A 21,856-nucleotide genomic window follows, 5' to 3' on the forward strand; every position below is an offset into this window, starting at 1 on the left:
TGATTAGTACGTCAGTTCGTCGTGCTTCTTAATGCCGCGAATATTATAGATAGGGTGCTGATTCTTGAAATTGTTGATTTCACTATTCAGCTCCTGAATTAATTGGCGCGACTTTTTCAAGTCGGATGATTTTGCGATTTCCTTTTGAATTTCAGTTGCGGTGGTGACCGTCTGGCCTATAGCACTCAGAAGACCATTGGTGTTTTCCATGTCGCTTAGTTCATCCTGCAGTTTTTCCAGCTCTTGAATTTTGGAATTAATAGTCATGAGATTTGAATCCAGTTCAGCGGCATCCCACTTGTCTTGATTGAAGCCCATTTGAAAGTCGTCTCTTTCAGCGGCATCTGCCTCTGTAGCCTGGAGTTTTCCTTCCATGTTGATGCTATGGTAATCCTCCGCCATTGCTTTAACAGAACCCAAAACCATGATAACGGCCATTGCCAATACAATCTTCTTTTTCATAACTCTCTCTCCTTTAGGAATTTTCTTCCAATCAGAATGAATGCGAGCAACGTGCCCGCTTGGAAAGGAATTGGAGGCCTCGGGGTTGTCTAGAGATATGACAGAGGCCTAACAGCGGCATACAGCGAGGGAGCCATTCTCAGGATGAGACGCGGGCCCCTAATAGAAAAGCAGCTCGAATTGTTCTGCCTGTTGTGACCAGAATTTCGCAGGTTTAAAGTTGTTTGTGAGAATAACAATACGAAGATCGGATTCAGGGATCAGAGCCATCAACGAGTAAGCTCCCAGAGAAGCCCCATTGTGCCAGTAGGCTTTATAGGAAGTGTCCTGGGAGCGAACCCAGCCATGGCGATAGTAGCTTTGGGGCTCCGTGAAAATCTTCTGAAAGTCCTTTTTTTGGAAAGTCCCCAAAAGCTTCGCCAGATCTCGGGTTGAGGACCGCACGCCACCGGTGCCGGCGGATCGATACAGGATCGTTTCAAGTTCTAAGCTGGTCTGCCATCGAGTGTAGGGCAGAAGCAACTTGATGGGAATGATGTCGTGTTTTGCAATCAGATCAGTTTCGCTCATGGCGGATTGTTCCGCCACATCTTTGATAACCCCAGCGAAGTTCTTGCTGCTTATAACTTCAAGCAAGCGGGATAAAACCAGATAGCCGAAGTTGGAATATAGAAACTGACGGCCGGGCGGGTTCTTCAGATCATCGGCAGTCAGGGGAAGTTTGTCGATATTTTCGATGCTCCAGTCCGGGTTGACGGTTCTTTTTAAGAAATGAACAAAGCTGAGGTCGCGTCCAAATCCTGCCTTATGATCCAAGAGCATCTGAACGGTGATGGACTTCAGGGAATCCTTGCAAAAGTTTTGCAGCCAGTGGCAGACCGGGGTGTTGAGGTTTAACCCCTGCTGGGAAAGTTCATAATACTTCCAACCGACAAGCGATTTGGAAATACTGGAAACCGCATACTGCAGATCCTGCGGTCCATCTTGAAATAGCACCTGATCACCCTGCTGAATCAGGATGGATCCCGATATAAGGTTTTTAGCTTTAAGGTCATTCCAGAGGGATTGGATTTTCTGAGGCAGTTCCGCCTCGGTGGTCGGTGAGATTTGAGGCTCGCAGGAAATAAACTGCAGGGCCACCCAGGAAAAGATCAGTGTTGTTCCAATATAATCTGCAATTTTTTTTAGACTCATAACTGATCTTTTCATCGGGAAAGACGGTGGTTTGTCCACCGTCAAAGAATAGAATTTATTTGGTTTCAGCTTTCGGGACATCAATATAGTCCGGCGCTACAAAATCCACAGTGAAAGGATACTTGTAGGACTTGTAAGCTCCAATTTTGGGTTTGCCTGCGGAAACATAAGCTTCGTCCCACAAGGCTGCCAGAAGAACTGCACCGCGAGCCATCTCGGTCACGATCATCGGCTTCATTTTCTTAAAGGCTTCAGTAGCGGGCTTTCTTTCGGCCGCTGTTTTTAGCTCCATCCCTTTTTCTTTTACCAAAGTGGATTTTTTGATCACGGGATCAAGTTTTAAAAGCTTGGGAATTTCGTTGTTGGAAATAACACTCAAAACTTTCATCTTCTCGATCGCGGTCTTTGGTTTTAGGAACGAAGGGTTCTTCATCGCTCGAGCGGATTTCAAAACAAGATAATCCAAATCACCATCGAATTGACCCACGACCTGATCTTCGAAGTAAGCGTGAATGCCACCATGACCTGCGGCGTAGCCATCATAATCAGCCGTTGTGTGGAACGGCTGGCAGTTGTCACCGACGAAGTGACCCATCAGGCCCATGGACACCACCATGTCGTAAGCCAGTTTGTTGTAAGGAAGTTCGTTGTCTTGTTCCTCTTTGAAGTTGGTTGGAGCTTTCGCGGCTGCGAATTGATCCTTCAGGCTGGCGATATGGCGCATGAACTGGTCGGCTCTCCACCAGGAGGAACCGAATTCCTGTGGAATGGACTTGATCGTGGTGCCGTCGTTTTTGAATTTGTTCGGTTTACCGGTGAAGTCGGCCATCAGTTTTTTATAATCAACAGTGATGTCTTTGACGTCCAAACCAATCACTTCGATGTCGATGAAATGTGTGGAGTTGCCAAGCTTGGCAGCGTCACCGCCCAGGCTCTTCCAATAGAAGTCCGGCATGTTGCACAGGTGACCCATCATCTGGGGTTTGTGCTGCAGGTATTCTTTCAAGCCTGGCTCTTTCACCAGGAACGTAGCCACACGGCAAATGGTATCATGCCCGCGGCCGCCCCAAGCATGGGCTTGGGTTGAAGATAAAAGAATCAATGCCAACAATACGTTTTTCATAGTGACCTCTTCCTATTGGTGACCCAATGCCTTTGGAGCTCGGCTTTTGCCAATGAAGCCCGCAAGAGCAATGATAGTCACGATGTAAGGTAAAATTTGAACAAACTGAACGGGGATCTCAACACCACCGACCTTCACACCTTGCAGCCGGATCTGGACGGCATCTGCGAAGGCAAACAAAATACAGGCAGCCAAGGCGGGAAGTGGCTTCCACTTCCCGAAGATCAATGCCGCCAAAGCCATAAAGCCTCGCCCGCCGGTCATCATCGGTGAATAGGCAGAGGCCAGGAACAATGACAGACTTGCCCCGCCAAAGGCTGCAAAGCCGCCACTCAAAGTCACAGCCGCCCAGCGCACTTTGCGAACGCTGACTCCGCTGGCGGTCAGGGCTTCGGGATGTTCTCCGGCGAAAAGGACCCACAAACCAGAACGCGTGCGATACAGCCAGAAGCTGATTGCTGCCACCAAGGCCATCGCCAACAACAAAGGTTCAAAGGTAAAACGATCTTCGACCAACAAGGCCGGTGTCGATCCGGTGGAGCTATACAGGATTTTTGTGATGAAGGGAATAAGACCCATCACCAGAAGATTGAAAGCCATGCCGGTGATAATCTGATCAGCTTTCAGTTCAATCACGAAGAAAGCATACAGAGCACCAATAATAAGGCCCGCGATCAAAGCGGCACCCCATCCGGCCCAGGCCGAGGCCGTGCTGTAGCCCACAACTGCACCAGCAAAAGCTCCCATCAGCATGAAGCCTTCCAGGGCCACATTCACAACACCAGAGCGTTCGCTCATCAGGCCGCCCATGGAAGCAAAAATCAACGGAGTTGCCAGGCGGAGTGTTGCCAGAGTGAGTGCCAGAATCCAGGTCACTGTTTCCATTTAACCCTTCCTCCTTTTTTGCTTAAACCATTCCCAGTAACCCTGGGCGACGACGCCCAGAATGACCAGGGCTTGAATGATGCGGGAGAAATCACGAGTGATGGTGCTGGTTTCCAGATCTAGATCTGAGGCACCTTTGTGAAGGGCTCCCATAAGAAAAGCGGAAAGGATAATACCCAAGGGATTGTTACTGGCCATCAAAGCCACAGCAATACCGATAAATCCATAGTCCGGAGAAAAACCAATACGATACTGCCCAGCGCTGCCAACAACTTCTGAAAGGGCCACAAATCCAGCCAAAGCTCCGGCCAGGGTCATGGCAGCGATCTGTACTTTTTTTTCAGAAATACCCGCGCGATGAGCGGCTTCCGGGTTAGATCCCACCGCCCGCAACTTGAAGCCCCAAGCGGTTTTCCAGAGAAATATCCACATCAAAATCGCAAGTACAATGGCAAAAACCAAAGACGCATTGGCCGGAGTATCCGGGAACAGGCGGGCAATCAGATCATAGTCCTTAAACATGTAGTTCGGCGACACCAACGCTGTTTCCGGATTCTGTGAATCAGGGTTTGGAATGATTTTTAAGGTAAACCAACCCGCCAGGCCCGCGGCAATGAAGTTCATCATGATAGTGATTATAACTTCGTGACTGCCGCGCTCAGCGCGCAACCATCCGGCCATCCATCCCCAAAGCCCACCGGCGATCAGTGCAGCAGAAACCGCCAGAACGGGCGCCAGCGGAAAGGGTACGTGAGGAAACAAGACCCCCACAGCGGCCGCCGTAACAACGGCCATGGTCATTTGTCCTTCAGCGCCGATGTTAAAGAGCCCCGCATGGAAACCCATGGCAACAGAAAGACCGCAGAAAATAAGCGGAGTCGTGTAGGAAAGGGTCAGTCCCAGATCATACATCGAACCAAAGGCACTGCGGACCAGAATAGTAAATACATTCCAAGGATTTTCGCCAGCGAACAAGGTCAAAAGCAAAGCCAGGGTCAATCCCAGCAGGAAGCCGAAGATGCGTTTCACTGTCCACCTCCCATGGCCTTACCCAGGGCGATCTCGTTGAATTCAGAGCGCTTGAATTCGGCAACCAACTGGCCTTTATAAAGAACCACGATACGATCAGACAAAGCCATTAATTCATCCAGTTCGGAAGAGATTAACAGAACACCTGCGCCTTCATCCCGGCTTTTGCGAATCTCATTATGAATGAATTCAATGGCGCCGATGTCAACACCACGAGTGGGTTGGGCCGCCAGAATCACATCCGGTTTTTGCGTCAACGCTCGCGCCACGACCAGCTTTTGTTGATTGCCCCCGGAAAGTTTGCCAAAGGCAAGGTGCTCATTGGGGGGGCGGATGTCGTAGGTTTTCATGATCTCCTGAGTGCGCGCGATCAATTCGCGGGTTTTCAGGAAAAGTCCTTTGGTGAATCTATGTTCCTGCCCCAGCAGAAAGTTTTCATATACGGGACGTGACGGAAGAACACCAAAGCGCAGGCGGTCCTCGGGAAAGGCCTGCAGGAACCCATGGCACTGGATATTGCCAATCAAAGAGTTCTTATTCAGCGACTTGGCATCCAGCAGGCAGCGAATCAGAACATCCTGTCCGTTGCCTTCAACGCCGGCAACACCGACGATTTCGCGGGACCGGATCTTCAAATTGATATTGCGAAGTGTGTGGGTGCCCAGATCTGCGGAAAGATTTTCGATGTTCAACAAGATTCTGGATTCATCAATAACTGAAACCCGCTCTGCCGGTGTTTGCATGCAGCGACCCACCATCAGGGCGGCAAGATCTTCGACCGAAGTGTCGGTTGTTTTTTTGGATTCCACCATGCGACCCGAGCGGAAAACGGTGACGGCGTCGGAAAGAGCCATCACCTCTTTAAGTTTGTGGGTTATGATCAGAATGGTTTTGCCTTCGGCTTTCAGTTTGCGAAGATTGGCAAAAAGATCCTGCACCTCTTGTGGGGTGAGGACGGCCGTAGGTTCATCCAGAATCAGAATGTCCGAATCCTGGGAAAGGATTTTCAGAATTTCTATACGCTGCTGTTCGCCGACAGAAAGATCCTCGACTTTGGCGTTCAGATCCACGTGAAAGCCATAGCGGTTGGCGATGTCAGTGATACGTTGAAGTTGCTCTTTGCGAGGAAGCAGGGAAAAGGCTGAGCCCTTTTGCTGCAGAAGTATGTTGTCCAGGGCGGTGTAGGGCTCTGCCAGCATAAAGTGCTGATGAACCATACCGACTTTGGCGGCCATGGCATCAATCGGGGAATCAAACTCAACAGCCTGTCCGTTGATCAGAATTTTCCCTGAATCCGGCCGGTACATTCCAAACAGGATTTTCATGGCTGTGGATTTGCCGGCTCCATTTTCACCCACGATGGCGTGAATGGAGCCTTTGGCGACGGAAAAGGAAATATCAGAGTTGGCGCGGACCTCGCCGAAGTATTTGCTGATTCCCTTAAACTCTACTGCAGCCGTCATGCGAATTACTTTTTCTTGTAGTAATCAGGAACTTGGATCTGGCCTGCGATGATCTTCTTTTTGATCTCTTCGACCTTTTTCTTCATGTCGGGAGTGATGAGCTTTTCGTTGTGCTTATCCAGGGTGTAGTTCACGCCTTCGTTTTTAAGTCCGTAAAGTACAGTTCCGGATGTGAACTTTCCAGCCTGGGTTTCTTTGATGGTGTCATAGACGGCGATGTCGACAGCTTTCATCATGCTGGTCAGGATGACACCTGGTTTGATCCAGTTCTGATTTGAATCCACACCGATGGCGAATTTCTTTTTTTCTTCGGCAGCATCAAAGACGCCAGTATTGGAAGCACCAGCAGCCACGAAGATCACATCGCTGCCCTTGGCGATCTGAGCTAGCGCCAGTTCTTTGGCTTTGGCTGGATTGTTCCAGGCCTCGCCAGTGACACCGACGTAGTTTTCTGTGAATTTGATTTTCGGATTCACGTACTTTGCCCCAGCAGCATAACCCATCGAGAATCTGCGAATCAGCGGGATGTCCATGCCACCCACGAAACCGACAGAGTTTGTTTGAGTGGCCATGGCGGCCAATGCGCCAACGAGGAAAGATCCTTCATGTTCTTCAAAAAGCAAAGAACGAACATTAGGTGCTTTGACATCACCGTCGACGACAGCAAATTTCACTTTTGGGAATTGAGCTGCCACTTTCTTAACAGCGTCTTGCTGAGCGAAGCCAATGCCGATCACCAGATCGAAATTTTTTCGGGCAAAAGCGCGATGCAGATTTTCAATCGCGTTGGTGTCTGTGGCTTCAACGTATTTCAGATCGATCTTCAAATCTTGTTCGGCCTTCTTCGCACCCAGATACGCAGCAGAGTTGAAAGACTTATCGTCTTTGCCACCTTTATCGAGAACCAGACCAACTTTAAGTGTGTTTGCAGAGGAAAGCGTGCTACATGACAAGATTAACAAGGTCGTAAGAATACTTTTAACCATGTATTGGACTCCATTGAACCTCTTTTAACAGGCCGTAATCTGTCGAATAAGAGGTTGAAATTACGAAAAAATTCCAGTTTTGAGTTGGGCTGAAAGTAGGGGACGTGTCCCTGTGAGTCAAGTCAAAAGGATGTTAGGACCTTCGAGGAGAGGCCGTTACAAGGTTGTTATGTCGAAATTTCAATTAGGAAGCTGTATAATACCAGCTTAGGATGGCTTCAACGAATAACCCAACGAAGAAAGCTCGGAGGTAATAGAGTATGGAATCTCAGACGATACTCAACGGCGGAGTAAACTCCCTTGGTTTTATGGGTGGTCAAAACCTAAGTATTCCAAGTACTTCAAACGTTCCCTACGAAGTCATTCATCTCAAGGAAGAAGAGATGATTTTCAAAGAAGGCGAACCGGTGAAGGGTCTTTACTACGTTCAGTCAGGATGTGTTAAAGTTGTTGTTAACCGTTCGCATGCGCGCGGCCGCACAACGACCAACGAATATGTGACAAAGCTGGTTTCCCCAGGGGAGTACTTTGGGTACAAAGCCCTTGTCAAAGGAACCCCCACGCAGAGTCACGCCAAAGCTGTGAAATCGACAGTTCTTTGGTTGTATCCACGTGAACTTATTCAAGTGGCCATGGCGCAAGCAAGTCCACTGATCAAGTTGCTTTTGAATCAAGCTGTGAATGATCTGGAGTCGTTCGAAACGACCAGTCAGTTGCACTATCTGGCATCTGTGCAAGAGCGCATTGCTTACCAGTTGGTGTTGTTGGCTGACAGATTTGGTGTGCAGACGCCAGCGGGTATTTCTCTGAATCTGAAACTGACACGAAATGAATTTGCCCAGCTTGCCAGCACGATCAATGAATCCTTGTCACGTCATCTGACAGAGTTCAAAAACGAAGGACTGATTGATTTGAATGGCAAAGAGATCATCATCAAAAACAAAGATGGTTTGATGAGAAGATCTGGCAACTTCTAGTTCTTTCAAACTTCTATCTGCTGACAGAATCTTATGAACCCCGGGTTGTATGCTTCGGGGTTTTTTTATTTTAAAGCCAGGATTCAGGTATGAAGATGGCGCTAACGGCGGCCTTGAAACGCTTCCACCAGCTTGTCTCGGGGTCAGTGAAGTAGGTTTTTTGCAGAGGGCCGTCTTGTGTCTTCCATTGAAGGTTTTTATCGGTCGCCAGCACCACTTCATAGGTGTCTTCGGCAAGATCCTCCATAAATCGGTCGGCCACGGTGCGCGCGAATTCGGGGCTTTCCACGACGACCCCGACTTCGCTGTTTAAGGTGACGGAACGGGGGTCTAAATTCATCGAGCCGACAAAGACTTTCTTGCGATCAAAGACAAACACCTTTCCGTGCAAGCCAGAGCTTGAAAAGCTGCCAATGGTTTTTTGCTTCTTTTTCTTTTTGCTGACTGGGTTGGGTTTAAGCTCAAACAGCTTCACGCCGTTTCTCAATAAATCCTGGCGATACCCCTTATATCCGGAAAAGACAGTGGCGATATCACTGGAAGCCAAAGAGTTCGTCAGGACAAACGCCTGAACACCTCGGTCGCGCAAGCTGCCAAAAAACTTCACACCCTTTTCACCCGGAATGAAATAAGGGGAAACCAGCAACAGTTCCTTCTTGGTTTCTTCAATTAACGGATAAAGCTGATAGGGCAGATGCTGATCTTTAAGGTCATCCATTTTGCTCAACTTGGCTGGGGGGTCGATGACGACTTCGGCCTTCCCCCAGAAGAGCTTCAGAGGCTCTTTCGTGAACTGGCGGACCATCGGGGTGTCCTGCAAAGCTTCGGCGTAGCGAGTGGCCTCGGCTTCCTGAACAGAGTTGGCAAAATCCTGACGAAGATTCTCTAAGTCCGCCGGACTTGCCTGAAAGTGGTTTAAAGCCGTGATGGGATATGAAATTTCACTGTTCCAGTAGGTGTCGAATTCCTGCGACAGACTTTGCACGACAGGACCAAAAGTCCAAAGATCAAAATCACCGAAGTTCATCTCGGTGCTGGCATCGAAGTATTCATTGGCAATATTGCGACCGCCGATGATGCCGGCTTGATTGTCGACGATAAAGACTTTGTTGTGCATGCGACGATTGACGGTGGAAAAGCGCATGATATCGAAAATTCTAAAGGATCTGCTGGCAAAAGGGTTGGCCATGCGCACTTCGATATTGGGATGGGAATCCAAAATCGCCAGCATTTTTTCATGCCGCGCCTGATTTAAGTCATCCAGAAGGATTCGCACTCGTACGCCCCGGTCTGCGGCGGTGACAGCAGAATGAAACATCAGGCGTCCGGTCAGATCATTTTCCCAGATATAGTATTGCAGATCCAAAGTTCGATCCGCCACTGCGACAGAGGCCATTCGGGCAATGAAGGCTTCAAGACCTGAACTGAGCGGATAAAAAGCGGACTGTCCGGGATGGGTTTTGAGTTGTTGGTCGATGGCTGTGCCAAGACGAGTTGTCGGATCGGGAGGAAGGCTGTGTGATTCTTTTCGATTGTTGTTTGGCGGCAGGGTTGAGCAACCCAGCATCAGGCCCGCAAACAAATGGATATAAAGAAGCTTCTTTAACACAAAAAACCCCGCAGTTCTTTATAGACTACGGGGCATTGTTTAGGCACTCAAATGAATACTTCAGACGGCAGCCATTGGACTTGCCGACTCTGTCAAAGGTGGAAGTTCTTGCCGTTGACAGGAGTGGGGCGACACAAGCCGGCTTCAAGCGGACGTTGGAAAATCTCCACGGCGCCAGCGGGAATCAGAGCTCTGCGAGGATAAATTGCATAGCCCCCTTGAGGCATCGCCACGATCATGTCATTCAGAAGATTTCGGCGCAGTTGCGTGTTCAAAAGAATCGGATCAAACGGAACCATCACGCGCACAGCAGCTGTCGTTTGTACCGGGACCCCGCCGCGTGCGACCACATCGCGAATTTGCACAGGCAAAGGATTAAAGCTCACGTCTAAGAAGCAATTTGGGCCCGTCGGACCGAAGCCCAAAAGATTCAAGGACAGCCCGCGCTGTTCCCAGTTGTGTTTTGAACTGACAGCATTCAGCAGATCCACGCGAGTCATGCGCGGTTCGCGGGACTTCAAAAGACCCAGGCCCGCAGCCACAATCGCTGCCGAGTTGGAGCTGCCACGATATTCAGTCCCATCTTCCAATTTCAATGACGACGGCGCCAGCAGGTCTGGTTTGTCGCGGAAGAAAGATGTCGACGAACGGTCTGAATCACTCGCGCCGACTGTGATCACTGTTGGATTGTCTGCGGGATTCAGCAATGTTTCCCCACGAGAATGGGACGGCATCACCAAGCCTTCACCATCTGCCGTGAGACGCAACTGATCGCGCTGAGTGAAATTGTTGGAACGATTCTTCACACGCAGGAAATAAAGACCCGGTTGCAATTCCACAGAGATTATTTCGCGCGGGTATTTGGAAAACCCGGGGCGGCTCTCATTGCGGTCGTCGGATTGTTTCAGGGCGCTGCTTTGAACTACGTTTAAAAGATCATCGGTCAAAGCCAGATCCAGGTCTTTGGTGGTACCTTCCTCAACGTTATCTTTGAAGTCATTCCAGGAAAGAACAATCTTCGCCGGACATTTTTTACCAGCAGCTGCCTGGCAGCGTAACGCCAGGGCATTGTTCTGATCCGGCATTTGCACCCAATTGTCGTGGCCATTTGTGATAGGGCCATTATAGGTGGTCAGTGCAAAGTTGCCGGCCGCATTCACCCAGATCACACCTGCACGAGTGGCGCGATTGACTTCCGCATTAATAAAGCCGCCACCATCAAAATTACCACCGTATTCCCAAACCTCAGAATAAAGAACCAGGTCATACTGGCGTGCAATCACGTCATCAATGGCCGCCTTGAAGTTGGAAAAACCAAAGGCATTATAAAGCGTCAGTTCCGGCATCCACTGTGTGGCCTTCATATCGTTGGTCATCATGGAAATCAGAATCTGCGCCATCTTTAAGCCATGCACGACTTTCAAGTTTTCAGGATTTGCCACCGGGCCTGCCACATAGCGAGTTCCCACTGGCAAAGTCCTGCCGATTTCCTTTTCATAGCCAAAGAAGCCCTTGTCCAGGACTGCAATCTTCAACTTGCGCCCCGGATTCTGAGCCGAGTAGTAAGGAGTAAAACCCAAAGAGTTTTTCAAAGAATCAGTATTGGAAAATGGCTTCGCTGCAAAAGCCCCAGAAGCCAAACAAAGCATCAAAGAAAGAAAAACAAAAACTTTCATATAAGTTCCCCCTATCACTATCTTCGAAGTCCAAGACCCAGGACTTACTTCGGCCCTTAGCAGAGGGTTCACCGCTTGCGACGACTCGGGCTCCTGCCCTCGCCAGCCTGTCGGCTCTTTGAGCGGCCAACGCGTCCGCTGGCTGGAGGTCGTCTCCAGCGGTGAACCCTCTGCTAAGGGCGGCCAGGAAGGCCGCCGGACGCTTTACCAGTAGTAATTAGAGTAGTAGTAGTAGGAATAGTAGCCGTAGTTGTACGTGTAGCATGGTGTGTACCAGTTGCCGTACCAGTAAACGTAGCTGTAGTAGTTGTAGCCGCTGTAGAAGTACCAGCTGGAAGCGCCACCGTCTTGATCAAGTTCGCTGCGCACGTTGGCTGCTTGTTCGAAAGCACCTGTTTGCGCCAAAGTTTGCGCTTGAGCATCGCTTGTGAGGGGTGACGGGGTTGCCAATACCGCTGTTTGATTGTTGCGGTTGTCCACGCGGATCACGACAGTGCCGTTCATGGATTGATTGGTGACGGAAGACTCATTGTCCAGTTCACCGGCAAAGGCAAAGCTTGTTGCTCCCAAAGTCAGAGCAGCGACCAAAATAAGCTGTTTCATATCTGAAGCCTCCTAATGGCTGTTTGTTTTGCCTCTTTCTTATGCTTTCAAGAGCCCATGTCATCTGAAAACAGTCTGTAATTCGAAAGTCCTTGACGCATAACATTCCAAAAAGGTACGGCGTACCTTATGGAACCGATTGGCTACTTAGAATCCTGCTTTAAAGATAAATTTGGAACGCCGCGACAGCCTGGTTTGGTAAAGCAGGCTCAGGCGCGTTTGAAGATTCGTGCCGATCTTCAGCCCGAAGAATCTTTGCAGGGTCTGGAGGGGTTCAGTCATGTCTGGTTGATCTGGGTCTTCCATCAAAACAAGGTCGCTCGTTTTCATGCGAAGGTGCATCCACCGCGTTTGGGCGGGGAAAGTATGGGGCTGTTTGCGACCCGCACACCTCATCGCCCAAATCCGATTGGACTTTCGTTGGTGGAGCTTGTGAAGGTGGAAAAAGACGGCATCATCGTTGCCGGTGCGGACCTGGTTGATGGCACACCTATTTTGGATATCAAACCTTATCTGCCTGAAGTTGAAGCGATTCCGACAGCCCGAACGGGGTGGCCCGCCGAGATCGCCAAGACTCCGATTGAAGTGACCTTTGACGACAAGGCCGAGCAACTTTTACAGCAATGGCAAAGTCAAAATCCAGATAAAGCCTTGCGAGAAATTATCGAAGAGACTTTGAAGTTGGATCCGCGTCCCGTGGTGTATAGAGGCTTTGAAGAGGGGCAGTCGCCTTATAGAAGTTCTCACGCCGTAAGACTGTTTGATGGGGATATCCATTTCAAGTTTGAAAGCCCGACGCACGTCAGAGTTTTCGATATTCTTTTTATGCATAATTAGTTGCTGTTGCCTTTTATTTGCGCAGCAGGCTACAGTCCGAGCTGAACCAATACAAGGGGGATACTTTGAGAACAACGGAAACTGCTTCTCATTCTGAAAACAGCACTCTTCGTAAAGTGCCTACATTGAGCCTTGCAAGTTATACCAAAGGAACCGGAGCTGAGCGCTCAGAGTTCATCGACAAGCTCTTCACAGGTCTTAAAGAATACGGATTCATCATTCTTAAAGATCACAACGTCAAAGCTGAAGATCTGCACAAAGCTTACGACATCCTTAAAAAGTTCTATGCGCTTCCCACTGAAGTTAAAAAATCCTACATTTCTCCAAACGCGGGCTTCCAGCGTGGTTACACTCCGTTTGGTCAAGAGCACGCCAAAGATTCCCCGGTGATGGATTTGAAAGAGTTCTGGCACGTGGGGCGTGAGCTTTCCGAGGGCAATCCTTTGAAAGAAATCTATCCTGCGAACGTATGGCCTTCTGAATTGCCGGAATTCAAGTCTCACTTTTCCAAACTGTATGCGGCCTTGGAAGAAGCCGGCGATGTGATGCTGGAAGCTTTGACGATGCCTTTGGAAGTTGAAAAAGATTTCTTTGCTAAGATGACCAAGGATGGAAATTCCATCCTCAGACTTTTGCATTACCCACCGATTCCTGAAGGTGTGGATCCGCGCTGTGTTCGCGCGGCAGCTCACGAAGACATCAACTTCATTACAATTCTTCCAGCTGCGACGGCTTCAGGTTTGCAATTGAAAGATCGTGATGGCACTTGGTTGGATATTGATTCTGAACCAGACACTTTGATCGTGGACGTCGGGGATATGTTGGCTCGTCTGACCAATGACGTTTTGCCTTCCACCACTCACCGTGTGATCAATCCACAAGATGGTACAAATCAAAGTCGTTACTCCATGCCGTTCTTCATGCATCCTCATCCGGATGCCATGCTGAGCTGCTTGCCATCTTGTAAAGGGACAGGTGCGAAGTACCCTGATATTACTGGTCAGGATTTCTTGATGCAGCGACTGCGTGAGATTGGCTTGCTGAAATAAGCCCAAACTTGTCACCACAGCTGAAATGACTTCAAGAAAGGGATCTGCAAAGATCCCTTTCTTGCGTTTTGAACCTGTCGCCGAATAAAAAGAAATCACTTCACGAATTTCACATGAGGGGGAATCATGCGATATTTGATGTTTGTGGTGATGATTCTGGCAGTTCTGTGGTCTGCAGAAGGTTATACGGCGAATCCATCGACAGAAGGTCATATGAGCTTCCGTATTCAGTCGTTGGGTCCGCAGGGGTATGAATATTCGTCATTGTGGAATCCGTTGACCCAAGTGGCTCTTCTGCGCATTGGTCTGGTGTTGTCACAAGCTGATGCGGAGCTGATCAACCAATCGATCTCTTTTGGGACTGCAGCGGAAGTGCTTTTTGAATCCAATGATGTTGAAGCCAAAAAATCCTGTCACCAAGTCAGTCAGTGGCATTTTGAATATGAACCCGGGCTGCCGAATTATTTGATGTATGTGGCGCTGAAGGGACCGGGCTGTGCGCTGGTGGCCAAGTACTTTGATAAACTGCAGGTTCAGTTCCTATTTCGGCGAATTTCGCTGCCACCGTTTGTACCCATTGACGTCTCTGTCCATATCAGTCGATAACTGAAGGTATGAATAAGAAATCAGCTTTGTTTTTAGGTCTTATTGTCGCCATAGTTCTTATTATCTCTTACTGTCACAGACAAAGAGAATCAGGACAGGAAGGTAAGGAGTTGGCACCAGAAACCCTGGGCACTCCGGCTTCGTCTGTGTCTGAAGGAAAAACCGCCGTTAAAGCCGAGCCTCCTCCCATTGAAGCTCCGGCAGTCACACCCTCTGCTGGTTTCCTGCCCACAGAGATGGAAGATCCTCAGAAGTTCGAGCTCTATCAGCAAAAAATCAAAGAGATGGGCACCTGCCTGAATATGATCGTGAAGCCTTTGGATCCGGGTGTGGAGGTGAATTTTGAAACCTTCAATCAGTCCATTAATGCAGATCTGGGGGACGTTGTGACCCAGGATGAAGAGTGGGTCGCCACCGATTTAAGAACCAAAGAAGGCGAGCTTCGTCGTCTGTATTTGGAAAGATTGGGTGACCCGGAAGGGTCACGTTCATTGCAGTATTTTTCTTACGCAGCGGATGGATCTCGCAAAGAGCTTCCGCTTGCAAAAGAGCAGAAAATCAACCCGTCTGAAACATTGTTGGCCAGTCTTGAAGCCGACGGTGAAGTGGTGGGGCGTTCCGTTTCGCGCCGAATTTTCTATCAAAACGGGGATGATCTTTTGTTGGTGGAAAAGAACGGGAAGATTTTCTCGTTCCAGCTGACACATGATGGGGCGACTTACAGCTGCACTGGAGCTGATAAATCCTCCACCTTCCAGTGTCAGTGCAAATAAAAGGAGAAATAAATGGAAACAAATGAGCTGCACAGAGGCCGTTTGATTGATCACCTTCAGTTGGTGGTTGCGGATCTTGAAAAAAGTAAGAAGTTTTATTCGGCGGTATTGGGATCTTTGGGGATTCCAATGGGCGGCGAAGGTCCAGGGTTTTTCTGGTACGATGAACTGTTTATTTCATCCGTCGACAGTCAGGCCAGCGCTGGCAAACTGACGGGCAGAACACATTTGGCATTTCAAGCGCAGGACCGCGATGCCGTAAAGAAATTCTATGAGGCGGGTTTGGCCGCCGGAGGCAAAGACAACGGTGGTCCGGGCGAACGCCCTTATCATCCAGGCTACTATGCCGCATTCCTCTTGGACCCGGACGGGAACAATATTGAGGCGGTTTTCCACGGTCCGGCAAAAAAATCTGCGGACTCGATCAAGATCACATTCTAAGCCGTGAGGCACATCTTAATGTCAGACTACAATAAGGGTCCTTTGCTTTGGCACAGGACCCTTTGCTTTGTTGTGCGGGCGTCGGCGGACTTTTAAAATAAGTTATGCCCTTAAACAAGGAGGTCTGTATGCAGCCATCAGATCGTTGGCGACGACAGGATTCCCGTCGAAAAGAGCCAGAAAGAGACTACGGCGAATTTATCAATGAGTATCAGGATTCATCAGAGCCCGAGCCCGAGTCCACTCTCTGGGATTCTTTTGAGGCCGAACGCCAGAAAAATGGTTATCGTCATTCTTATGAGGCCCTGCACCCTCAGCTGGAACCACATGTAGATCCTCACTTTGATTTTCGTTACGGCAGTGATGACATGGACTTCGACAGTCGGGAAGAGAGGGCTGAGCCTCGGCGCCGACAACGTCGTCATTTGCGCCGGGTGCGCCGAGGGTATTGATTTCGGGCAAAAAAATCCTCCGTGACTGCGAATCACGGAGGATTTGTGTTTTTGGGCTTAAGACTTACTGGAAGCGAGTCAAAGCGTCGCGCAGTGAATCCAGTTGAACTTTGGATTGCGCCAACAAAGCGCGGTCTGCTGCGATCACGTCTTCATCTGCATTTGCCACAAACTTTTCATTGGAAAGTTTGCCGGTCAGCATGCCGATATCGCGAGTCAGCTTTTCGATGGATTTGTTGATGCGTTTGATCTCCTCATCGAAGTCCACCAGACCTTCCAATGGAATGATCACTTTTACGCTGGCGTCTTTAACAACGACCGGCGCAACAGCACATTTCATCATGTTGCCCTCGGGGCCGATTTCCACGTTTTCCAGGCGACCCATCGTCATCAAAGCGGTGCGGTTGTTGCCCAGAATTTTCTGAGTTTGATCGTTGGTCACACCCAGGCGGACATTCAGTTTCACAGCCGGACTGATGCGGTTTTCGCCGCGGATGTTACGGATGGCAGTAATCACTTCCTTCACAATATCAATTTCCAGTGCGGCTTGGGCTGAGCCCAGGCTGAGGAAATCTTTATCGTTACGCACATTCGGATATTGGTCCATGATGCACGCTTCGCCCTTGATTGGCAGTTTCTGATAGATTTCTTCAGAAATAAACGGTGTGAACGGATGCAACAGGCGGGTGATGCGGTTAAGAACCTGCGCGATCACCAGTTGTGTTGCGGCCTTTTCTTCAGCGTTATTGCCATTCAGGATCGGTTTAGTGAACTCGATATACCAGTCACAGAACTGATTCCAGATGAACTGATAAAGCGCCATAGAGGCGTCAGAGAATCTTTCCTGCTCCATCGCCTCTTCAACTTCTTTGGTCACTTCGGCAAGCTTGGTGATGATCCACTGATCAAACACACTGATGTGCGCCTGATTTGGCAGGGCCTTCACACCTTCCGCCGGAGCTTTGAAGTCGGAAAGATTGGAAAGGGCAAAACGAGCCGCATTCCAGATCTTGTTCATGAAGTTACGATAACCTTCCAGGCGCTGTTCGCTGAACTTAAAGTCTTTTCCAGAGAACAAGTGCGCAGCAAAGGTGAAGCGCAAGGCATCGGCCCCGTGCTTTTCAATCATTTCCACCGGATCAATGGAGTTCCCCAAAGACTTGGACATCTTGCGGCCCTGAGAGTCGCGCACCAGGCCGTGGATGTAAACCGTGCGGAAAGGAACGTCCCTTTGGAATTCAAGACCCATCATGATCATACGAGCCACCCAGAAGAAGATGATATCGTGACCAGTGACCAGATAGCTGGTTGGGTAGAATGTCTTCAAAGTTTCAGTTTCATTTGGCCAGCCCATAGTGGAGAACGGCCACAAAGCAGAACTGAACCAAGTGTCCAGAACGTCTTCGTCCTGATGCAACTTGGTGCTGCCGCACTTTTCGCAGGCAGTGACGTCTGTTTCGGCCACAGTTTGGTGATTGCAATCAGAGCAGTACCAAACCGGGATGCGGTGACCCCACCACAACTGACGTGAAATACACCAGTCTTCGATGTTGTTCAGCCAGTGAAGGTATACTTTTGTCCAAGATTCGGGCTCAAAGCGGATGGTGCCGCTTTCAACCACGCGTTTTGCCGGAACAGCCAGAGCTTCCATTTTGACGAACCACTGTTCAGACAAGAACGGTTCAACCACCGCACCGGAACGGGAGCAGTGACCTACAGAGTGAACGTGTGGTTCTTCTTTTGCCAGAAGGTTCTGGGCTTTCAGGTCTTCCAGAATGCGTTTGCGCGCTTCCTGAACTTTCAGGCCTTTATAAGCGCCTGCATTTTCATTCAGTTCTGCTTTTTTGGTCAGAATGTTGATGAATTCCAGATTGTGGGATTTACCAATTTTATAGTCGTTGAAGTCATGGGCCGGAGTGATCTTCACCACACCAGAGCCGAACGCCTGATCCACATAAGTGTCAGCGATGATTTTGATCTTTCTGTTGATCAAAGGAATCACCACGTTTTTGCCAATCAGGTGCTTGTAGCGTTCATCATCCGGGTGAACACACAGGGCGGAATCGCCCAGCATTGTTTCCGGACGGGTAGTCGCCACTGTCAGGAAGCCAGAGCCATCCTCCAGCGGATAGTTGATGTGGTACAAAGATCCTTTGACCTGCTTGTGTTCCACTTCCAAATCTGAAATTGCCGTCTCCAGAGGGCCGGACCAGTTCACCAGACGCTGGCCACGATAGATCAAACCTTTCTTGTGCAAAGACACGAAGACTTTGCGAACGGCTTTGGAGACCCCTTCATCCAGAGTGAAGACAGCGCGATCCCAGTCACAGGAATCACCCAGGCGGCGCATTTGATTGTAAATGCGGTTGCCGTATTGGTGTTTCCAGTCCCAAACTTTTTCCACGAATTTTTCGCGGCCCAGGTCATGGCGAGTGATATTTTCTTTCTTCAGTTCACGCTCTACCACGGATTGAGTCGCGATTCCGGCGTGATCTGTTCCCGGCAACCACATGGTGTTGTAGCCGTTCATTCTTTTCCAACGGATGAGCATGTCCTGAATAGTGTGGTCCAAGGCATGACCCATGTGCAGAAAACCTGTGACGTTCGGTGGAGGAAGGATAATGGAAAACGGAGGTTTCGTGGATTGATCCTGGGCTTTGAAGTAGCCGTTTTTTTCCCACCATTCATAAGTGCGAGATTCAACATCTGCGGGATTGTAACGATCTGATAACTGTTCTGACATTTGTAAAGACCTCTGAGGGTTTAAGGACATGAAATGCTTAAGTTTTTAACCCTTAGAGACTAACAAATTCAAGCCTTTTGGGGTAGGCCAAATGAAGGAATCTGGGTCAAAGGGCCCGTGGGACCTTCGAGCATGAGGAGCGGTGCGAAATTGAGGCGTGAGTTGAAATAAAAAAAGGGAGGCGTGAAAGCCTCCCTCGATCTAAGTCTGTGTTGTCAGAGGATTATTTCAGGAAGTCCGCCATCAGGCGAGCGCCCAGAACGATCTCTTGAGAAACTGGATCGTCGCCACCAGCATCTAACTCTTCTTTTTGATAGTTGTAAGCAAGATGGTAGCGGAAGTTCACGTCAGTGTAAGGCTTGTATTCAAGAACAGCGCCGTAACCCATGAATTTGTTAGTCACAGTGCCAGCTGTTTCCAGCTTTTCTTCAGAAGAAACCACTTCAAGACGAGGTGTCCATTGTTCCCAGCCGGAGTATGCGAATTTCGCTACGATGGACGTCACAGTGTCCTTGTCGCCAGAGGCATCTTCTTTGAATTCAGACATCAGATAGTCCACAGAAACCATCACGGGCTTGGAGTTCCACATCACGCCCGCTGCCACGAACTGATTGGTGTCGCCATCAGCAGGGCCGTTCATTGTGTGGTAGGACAAGTTGGTCATCAAAGCCTTTTCCATGAAGGCGCCTCTCCAAATCGCACCATACATGGATTGGTTCTGGTCCATCGGAGTTGCTGCTTCTTTGAACTTTTCGTTGGTTCCAAGAACATGAATCGAATGATCTCCGAAAGTGAAGGTGCCCTTAACCCCAGTCATATACAGTAGGTCTGCCGTTCCAAACACACCTGCCGCCAGATTTCCGTTTGGTCCTTTGCGAGTGTAGAACTGAGATGTCAGGTAAAGATCCGCACCACTTGTTGCGCCTTCAAAGCCGCCGAACTCCGTGTTGAAGCGACCTGCTGACAAAGAGAAGTATTCAGACATCTTGTGAGTCAGGAAAGCGTACTCCACAGCGGTTTGTGCGCTGTCGGTGTTCAAGCGAGTGGCTTCTTTGTTGAAAGCCAGACGCACGCGGAAAGAAAGATCATCATTGGCTTTACCCTGATAATCCAAGCGGCCCGTCTTGAAGTAGAACTTGGTGAAGTCTTTCTGCGAAGAGTCTGTGTAAGTAGTGGAGTTGTAGTCAGCACGCAGATCCAAATTTAAAGAACCGGCGTGAGCTGTAGAAGCCACTGTTGTTGCAATAGCTGCGATCAAAAACTTTTTCATGGTACATCCTTGTTTAAAGTTTCAAGTTTTGATGTACCAAGTATGTTACAAACGGCGGAAATCAACAACAAGGCTTTGAGAAAAGCTGTCGCTTCTATGTCAAATTATGGTTGGCGTTCGCTTAATAAGCCGTTCAGGCCACCTTTGACATAGAAACTATTAATGAATCCGGCCCCTTCCAGTTGTGTGACCACCTGGGGGCTGGATTTTTCATCCCGATCCAAAACGACCACGGCAAAGTGCGGCGGAAGATTCTTGGACTGCACGGATTCCAAGACATTTTCGATCTGACAGTGCAGGCTGATATTGTCCAAATGCATTTTGGTAACACTTTTGTACCAATCAGATAGATCCACTTGATCCAAAATCACCAGCAGAAACGGTGTGCGTGTTTGGATGAGATTGTCGAATTGAAAGTAGCCGATAGAGTTAAATTCCATAATGCTTATCCTACGCGCCCGTGTTCAGGGATGAGTTTGTAAATGACAACAACAATAGCAAGGCCAGCGAAGGCCATAACTCCCGAGGCCCAGAAAGGGGCAGTGATGGCCACAGATCCATAAAGGGCCCCGCCCAGAGCTGGTCCCAGAATCCGCCCCAAGGAGGCCATGCTTTGGGTGACACCCATTGTGGCTCCTTGTTCAGAAGAATCGGAAAGAAGACTGATGCTTCCTAAAGTGGAGGGATTGGCAAGGCCGTTACCCAAGGAAAGTAACGTCATGGTGATTGCCATGCCCGTGATGGAATCCACCACGGCAATTCCTGTCAGACCCACAGCCAAAAGCAGGATGCCCAGGCGCAAGACTTTGCGTTCACCCCATTTCGGCAGCAGACGGCGTACCAGAAAGCCCTGGGTGAAGATAATGATCAGACCGATGTAGGCAAAGCCGAAGCTGACCTGTTTGACGTCCCAATGATACTTTTCACCCATGAATAGAATCAAGGTGGCTTCCATCGAAGACATCGCCAACGAACTTAAAAGGAAGATGATCATCAGTGGACCGACGGTTTTTTTGTTCAGGTACTGCCACATGATTGAAAAGCGTTTTTTCTTTGCGGCAGATTCACTTTTTTCACTTAAGGATTCTTTCAGGAACTTCAGACCAAAAAGGAAGTTGGCAAAACAAAGTCCCGCCACCCAGTAAGAGGCAAAAGAAGTGTCAAAGTGCGGAGCTGAGGAAATGTGCTGACCCCAAACAGCCAAGCCTCCGCCCAGTGCCGGACCGAAGACAAAGCCCAGGCCGAAGGCGGCGCCAATCAAAGCCATGCCCTTGGAGCGTTCGTGTTTTGGGGTGATGTCAGAGATATAGGCCGACGCCGTGGAAAGGCTGGCACCGAAGAATCCAGCAAGGAGGCGGGCGACAAACAACCACTCCAGCGAGCGGGCCCAGGCAAACATGATGTAAGAAAAAGTTTCTCCGACAAGGCAGAACAGCAGAATGGGACGACGGCCGTAGCGGTCACTGAGGCGACCCCAGAACGGAGAGAACAAGAACTGCATCAAGGAATACACAGAAAGCAGAAGGCCTGTCTCAAGCGCCGTCGCACCGAAGTTGCGACTAAGGATGGGGAGAATTGGAATAACCACACCAAAGCCCACTAAATACAGGAAAACAGTGAAAAAGATGATCGCTAGCTGTGATTTGTTTGATGTCGCCGTCATAGGCTTGTTAATATT

General features: G+C 49.3%; 21 protein-coding genes. 7 read left to right on the plus strand and 14 right to left on the minus strand.

Annotation, left to right across the window (positions count from 1 at the left end):
• Positions 1-3: 3 nt before the first annotated feature.
• The 7 genes from ACZ50P_RS01930 to ACZ50P_RS01960 all read right to left on the minus strand — a co-directional run bounded on the left by ACZ50P_RS01930 (position 4) and on the right by ACZ50P_RS01960 (position 7,142).
• Positions 4-462, minus strand: coding sequence for a hypothetical protein (locus tag ACZ50P_RS01930; protein WP_464133072.1), 459 nt, complete (start codon positions 460-462; stop codon positions 4-6).
• Between the two features lie 159 nt (positions 463-621).
• Positions 622-1,656 (minus strand): serine hydrolase domain-containing protein, encoded by a 1,035-nt coding sequence (locus ACZ50P_RS01935; protein ID WP_464133074.1) that lies wholly within the window; start codon positions 1,654-1,656, stop codon positions 622-624.
• A 55-nt stretch (positions 1,657-1,711) separates the two neighbouring features.
• A complete protein-coding gene (locus tag ACZ50P_RS01940; protein WP_464133076.1) occupies positions 1,712-2,779 on the minus strand; it encodes a hypothetical protein in 1,068 nt (355 codons plus the stop codon).
• 12 nt (positions 2,780-2,791) lie between these two features.
• Positions 2,792-3,664 carry an ABC transporter permease gene (locus ACZ50P_RS01945; protein WP_464133078.1) on the minus strand — a complete coding sequence of 291 codons (873 nt, stop codon included), beginning with the start codon at positions 3,662-3,664 and terminating at the stop codon, positions 2,792-2,794.
• Complete coding sequence (locus ACZ50P_RS01950; protein ID WP_464119911.1) at positions 3,665-4,693, minus strand: ABC transporter permease; 1,029 nt, start codon at positions 4,691-4,693, stop codon at positions 3,665-3,667. It abuts the gene before it with no gap.
• Positions 4,690-6,156 carry an ABC transporter ATP-binding protein gene (locus ACZ50P_RS01955; RefSeq protein WP_464133080.1) on the minus strand — a complete coding sequence of 489 codons (1,467 nt, stop codon included), beginning with the start codon at positions 6,154-6,156 and terminating at the stop codon, positions 4,690-4,692. Before ACZ50P_RS01955 ends, ACZ50P_RS01950 begins: the two co-directional genes overlap by 4 nt.
• Positions 6,157-6,161: 5 nt before the next feature.
• The gene (locus tag ACZ50P_RS01960) at positions 6,162-7,142 is read right to left on the minus strand and encodes a BMP family lipoprotein (RefSeq protein WP_464133081.1); all 981 of its coding nucleotides are present in this window, start codon (positions 7,140-7,142) and stop codon (positions 6,162-6,164) included.
• Between the two features lie 260 nt (positions 7,143-7,402).
• Between ACZ50P_RS01960 and ACZ50P_RS01965 the strand changes: the two genes are divergently transcribed.
• Positions 7,403-8,119 carry a Crp/Fnr family transcriptional regulator gene (locus ACZ50P_RS01965; protein WP_464119914.1) on the plus strand — a complete coding sequence of 239 codons (717 nt, stop codon included), beginning with the start codon at positions 7,403-7,405 and terminating at the stop codon, positions 8,117-8,119.
• Positions 8,120-8,189: 70 nt separating this feature from the next.
• Here ACZ50P_RS01965 and ACZ50P_RS01970 read toward each other — a convergent pair whose 3' ends face one another.
• The 3 genes from ACZ50P_RS01970 to ACZ50P_RS01980 all read right to left on the minus strand — a co-directional run bounded on the left by ACZ50P_RS01970 (position 8,190) and on the right by ACZ50P_RS01980 (position 12,007).
• Positions 8,190-9,728 carry a phospholipase D family protein gene (locus tag ACZ50P_RS01970; protein WP_464133084.1) on the minus strand — a complete coding sequence of 513 codons (1,539 nt, stop codon included), beginning with the start codon at positions 9,726-9,728 and terminating at the stop codon, positions 8,190-8,192.
• Positions 9,729-9,820: 92 nt separating this feature from the next.
• Entirely contained in the window at positions 9,821-11,404 is a 1,584-nt protein-coding gene (locus tag ACZ50P_RS01975; RefSeq protein WP_464133085.1) for a S8 family serine peptidase, read from the minus strand.
• A 204-nt stretch (positions 11,405-11,608) separates the two neighbouring features.
• Positions 11,609-12,007: a hypothetical protein gene (locus ACZ50P_RS01980; protein ID WP_464119917.1), complete on the minus strand. Its 399-nt coding sequence runs from the start codon at positions 12,005-12,007 to the stop codon at positions 11,609-11,611.
• Between the two features lie 129 nt (positions 12,008-12,136).
• Here ACZ50P_RS01980 and tsaA point away from each other — a divergent pair, with 129 nt between their 5' ends.
• The 6 genes from tsaA to ACZ50P_RS02010 all read left to right on the plus strand — a co-directional run bounded on the left by tsaA (position 12,137) and on the right by ACZ50P_RS02010 (position 16,165).
• Positions 12,137-12,844: a tRNA (N6-threonylcarbamoyladenosine(37)-N6)-methyltransferase TrmO gene (gene tsaA, locus ACZ50P_RS01985; RefSeq protein ID WP_464119918.1), complete on the plus strand. Its 708-nt coding sequence runs from the start codon at positions 12,137-12,139 to the stop codon at positions 12,842-12,844.
• 65 nt (positions 12,845-12,909) lie between these two features.
• The gene (locus ACZ50P_RS01990; protein ID WP_464133088.1) at positions 12,910-13,893 is read left to right on the plus strand and encodes an isopenicillin N synthase family dioxygenase; all 984 of its coding nucleotides are present in this window, start codon (positions 12,910-12,912) and stop codon (positions 13,891-13,893) included.
• A gap of 126 nt (positions 13,894-14,019) precedes the next feature.
• Positions 14,020-14,499 carry a hypothetical protein gene (locus ACZ50P_RS01995; protein WP_464133090.1) on the plus strand — a complete coding sequence of 160 codons (480 nt, stop codon included), beginning with the start codon at positions 14,020-14,022 and terminating at the stop codon, positions 14,497-14,499.
• 8 nt (positions 14,500-14,507) lie between these two features.
• Positions 14,508-15,272, plus strand: a complete 765-nt coding sequence (locus tag ACZ50P_RS02000; RefSeq protein WP_464133092.1) for a hypothetical protein — start codon at positions 14,508-14,510, stop codon at positions 15,270-15,272.
• 12 nt (positions 15,273-15,284) lie between these two features.
• A complete protein-coding gene (locus ACZ50P_RS02005) occupies positions 15,285-15,713 on the plus strand; it encodes a VOC family protein (protein ID WP_464119922.1) in 429 nt (142 codons plus the stop codon).
• A gap of 128 nt (positions 15,714-15,841) precedes the next feature.
• Complete coding sequence (locus ACZ50P_RS02010; protein ID WP_464133094.1) at positions 15,842-16,165, plus strand: hypothetical protein; 324 nt, start codon at positions 15,842-15,844, stop codon at positions 16,163-16,165.
• Between the two features lie 64 nt (positions 16,166-16,229).
• On the opposite strand, the gene ACZ50P_RS02015 is transcribed toward ACZ50P_RS02010, so the two are convergent.
• The 4 genes from ACZ50P_RS02015 to ACZ50P_RS02030 all read right to left on the minus strand — a co-directional run bounded on the left by ACZ50P_RS02015 (position 16,230) and on the right by ACZ50P_RS02030 (position 21,841).
• A complete protein-coding gene (locus ACZ50P_RS02015; RefSeq protein WP_464119924.1) occupies positions 16,230-18,908 on the minus strand; it encodes a valine--tRNA ligase in 2,679 nt (892 codons plus the stop codon).
• Positions 18,909-19,131: 223 nt separating this feature from the next.
• Entirely contained in the window at positions 19,132-20,178 is a 1,047-nt protein-coding gene (locus ACZ50P_RS02020; protein WP_464133096.1) for a porin, read from the minus strand.
• A gap of 104 nt (positions 20,179-20,282) precedes the next feature.
• Positions 20,283-20,618: a rhodanese-like domain-containing protein gene (locus ACZ50P_RS02025; protein WP_464133099.1), complete on the minus strand. Its 336-nt coding sequence runs from the start codon at positions 20,616-20,618 to the stop codon at positions 20,283-20,285.
• Between the two features lie 5 nt (positions 20,619-20,623).
• Positions 20,624-21,841: an MFS transporter gene (locus tag ACZ50P_RS02030; protein WP_464133100.1), complete on the minus strand. Its 1,218-nt coding sequence runs from the start codon at positions 21,839-21,841 to the stop codon at positions 20,624-20,626.
• Positions 21,842-21,856: the final 15 nt, after the last annotated feature.

Source organism: Bdellovibrio sp. CKG001, from assembly GCF_055397465.1.

Excerpts from the sequence above, each read along its gene's own strand:
- ACZ50P_RS01930 (WP_464133072.1), bottom strand. The coding sequence starts at position 462 with ATGAAAAAGAAGATTGTATTGGCAATGGCCGTTATCATGGTTTTGGGT.
- ACZ50P_RS02015 (WP_464119924.1), bottom strand. The coding sequence starts at position 18,908 with ATGTCAGAACAGTTATCAGATCGTTACAATCCCGCAGATGTTGAATCT.
- ACZ50P_RS01980 (WP_464119917.1), bottom strand. The coding sequence starts at position 12,007 with ATGAAACAGCTTATTTTGGTCGCTGCTCTGACTTTGGGAGCAACAAGC.
- ACZ50P_RS02005 (WP_464119922.1), top strand. The coding sequence starts at position 15,285 with ATGGAAACAAATGAGCTGCACAGAGGCCGTTTGATTGATCACCTTCAG.
- ACZ50P_RS01955 (WP_464133080.1), bottom strand. The coding sequence starts at position 6,156 with ATGACGGCTGCAGTAGAGTTTAAGGGAATCAGCAAATACTTCGGCGAG.
- ACZ50P_RS02020 (WP_464133096.1), bottom strand. The coding sequence starts at position 20,178 with ATGAAAAAGTTTTTGATCGCAGCTATTGCAACAACAGTGGCTTCTACA.
- ACZ50P_RS01975 (WP_464133085.1), bottom strand. The coding sequence starts at position 11,404 with ATGAAAGTTTTTGTTTTTCTTTCTTTGATGCTTTGTTTGGCTTCTGGG.
- ACZ50P_RS01945 (WP_464133078.1), bottom strand. The coding sequence starts at position 3,664 with ATGGAAACAGTGACCTGGATTCTGGCACTCACTCTGGCAACACTCCGC.
- ACZ50P_RS02025 (WP_464133099.1), bottom strand. The coding sequence starts at position 20,618 with ATGGAATTTAACTCTATCGGCTACTTTCAATTCGACAATCTCATCCAA.
- ACZ50P_RS01995 (WP_464133090.1), top strand. The coding sequence starts at position 14,020 with ATGCGATATTTGATGTTTGTGGTGATGATTCTGGCAGTTCTGTGGTCT.
- ACZ50P_RS02010 (WP_464133094.1), top strand. The coding sequence starts at position 15,842 with ATGCAGCCATCAGATCGTTGGCGACGACAGGATTCCCGTCGAAAAGAG.
- tsaA (WP_464119918.1), top strand. The coding sequence starts at position 12,137 with ATGGAACCGATTGGCTACTTAGAATCCTGCTTTAAAGATAAATTTGGA.
- ACZ50P_RS02000 (WP_464133092.1), top strand. The coding sequence starts at position 14,508 with ATGAATAAGAAATCAGCTTTGTTTTTAGGTCTTATTGTCGCCATAGTT.
- ACZ50P_RS01935 (WP_464133074.1), bottom strand. The coding sequence starts at position 1,656 with ATGAGTCTAAAAAAAATTGCAGATTATATTGGAACAACACTGATCTTT.
- ACZ50P_RS01965 (WP_464119914.1), top strand. The coding sequence starts at position 7,403 with ATGGAATCTCAGACGATACTCAACGGCGGAGTAAACTCCCTTGGTTTT.
- ACZ50P_RS01940 (WP_464133076.1), bottom strand. The coding sequence starts at position 2,779 with ATGAAAAACGTATTGTTGGCATTGATTCTTTTATCTTCAACCCAAGCC.
- ACZ50P_RS02030 (WP_464133100.1), bottom strand. The coding sequence starts at position 21,841 with ATGACGGCGACATCAAACAAATCACAGCTAGCGATCATCTTTTTCACT.
- ACZ50P_RS01960 (WP_464133081.1), bottom strand. The coding sequence starts at position 7,142 with ATGGTTAAAAGTATTCTTACGACCTTGTTAATCTTGTCATGTAGCACG.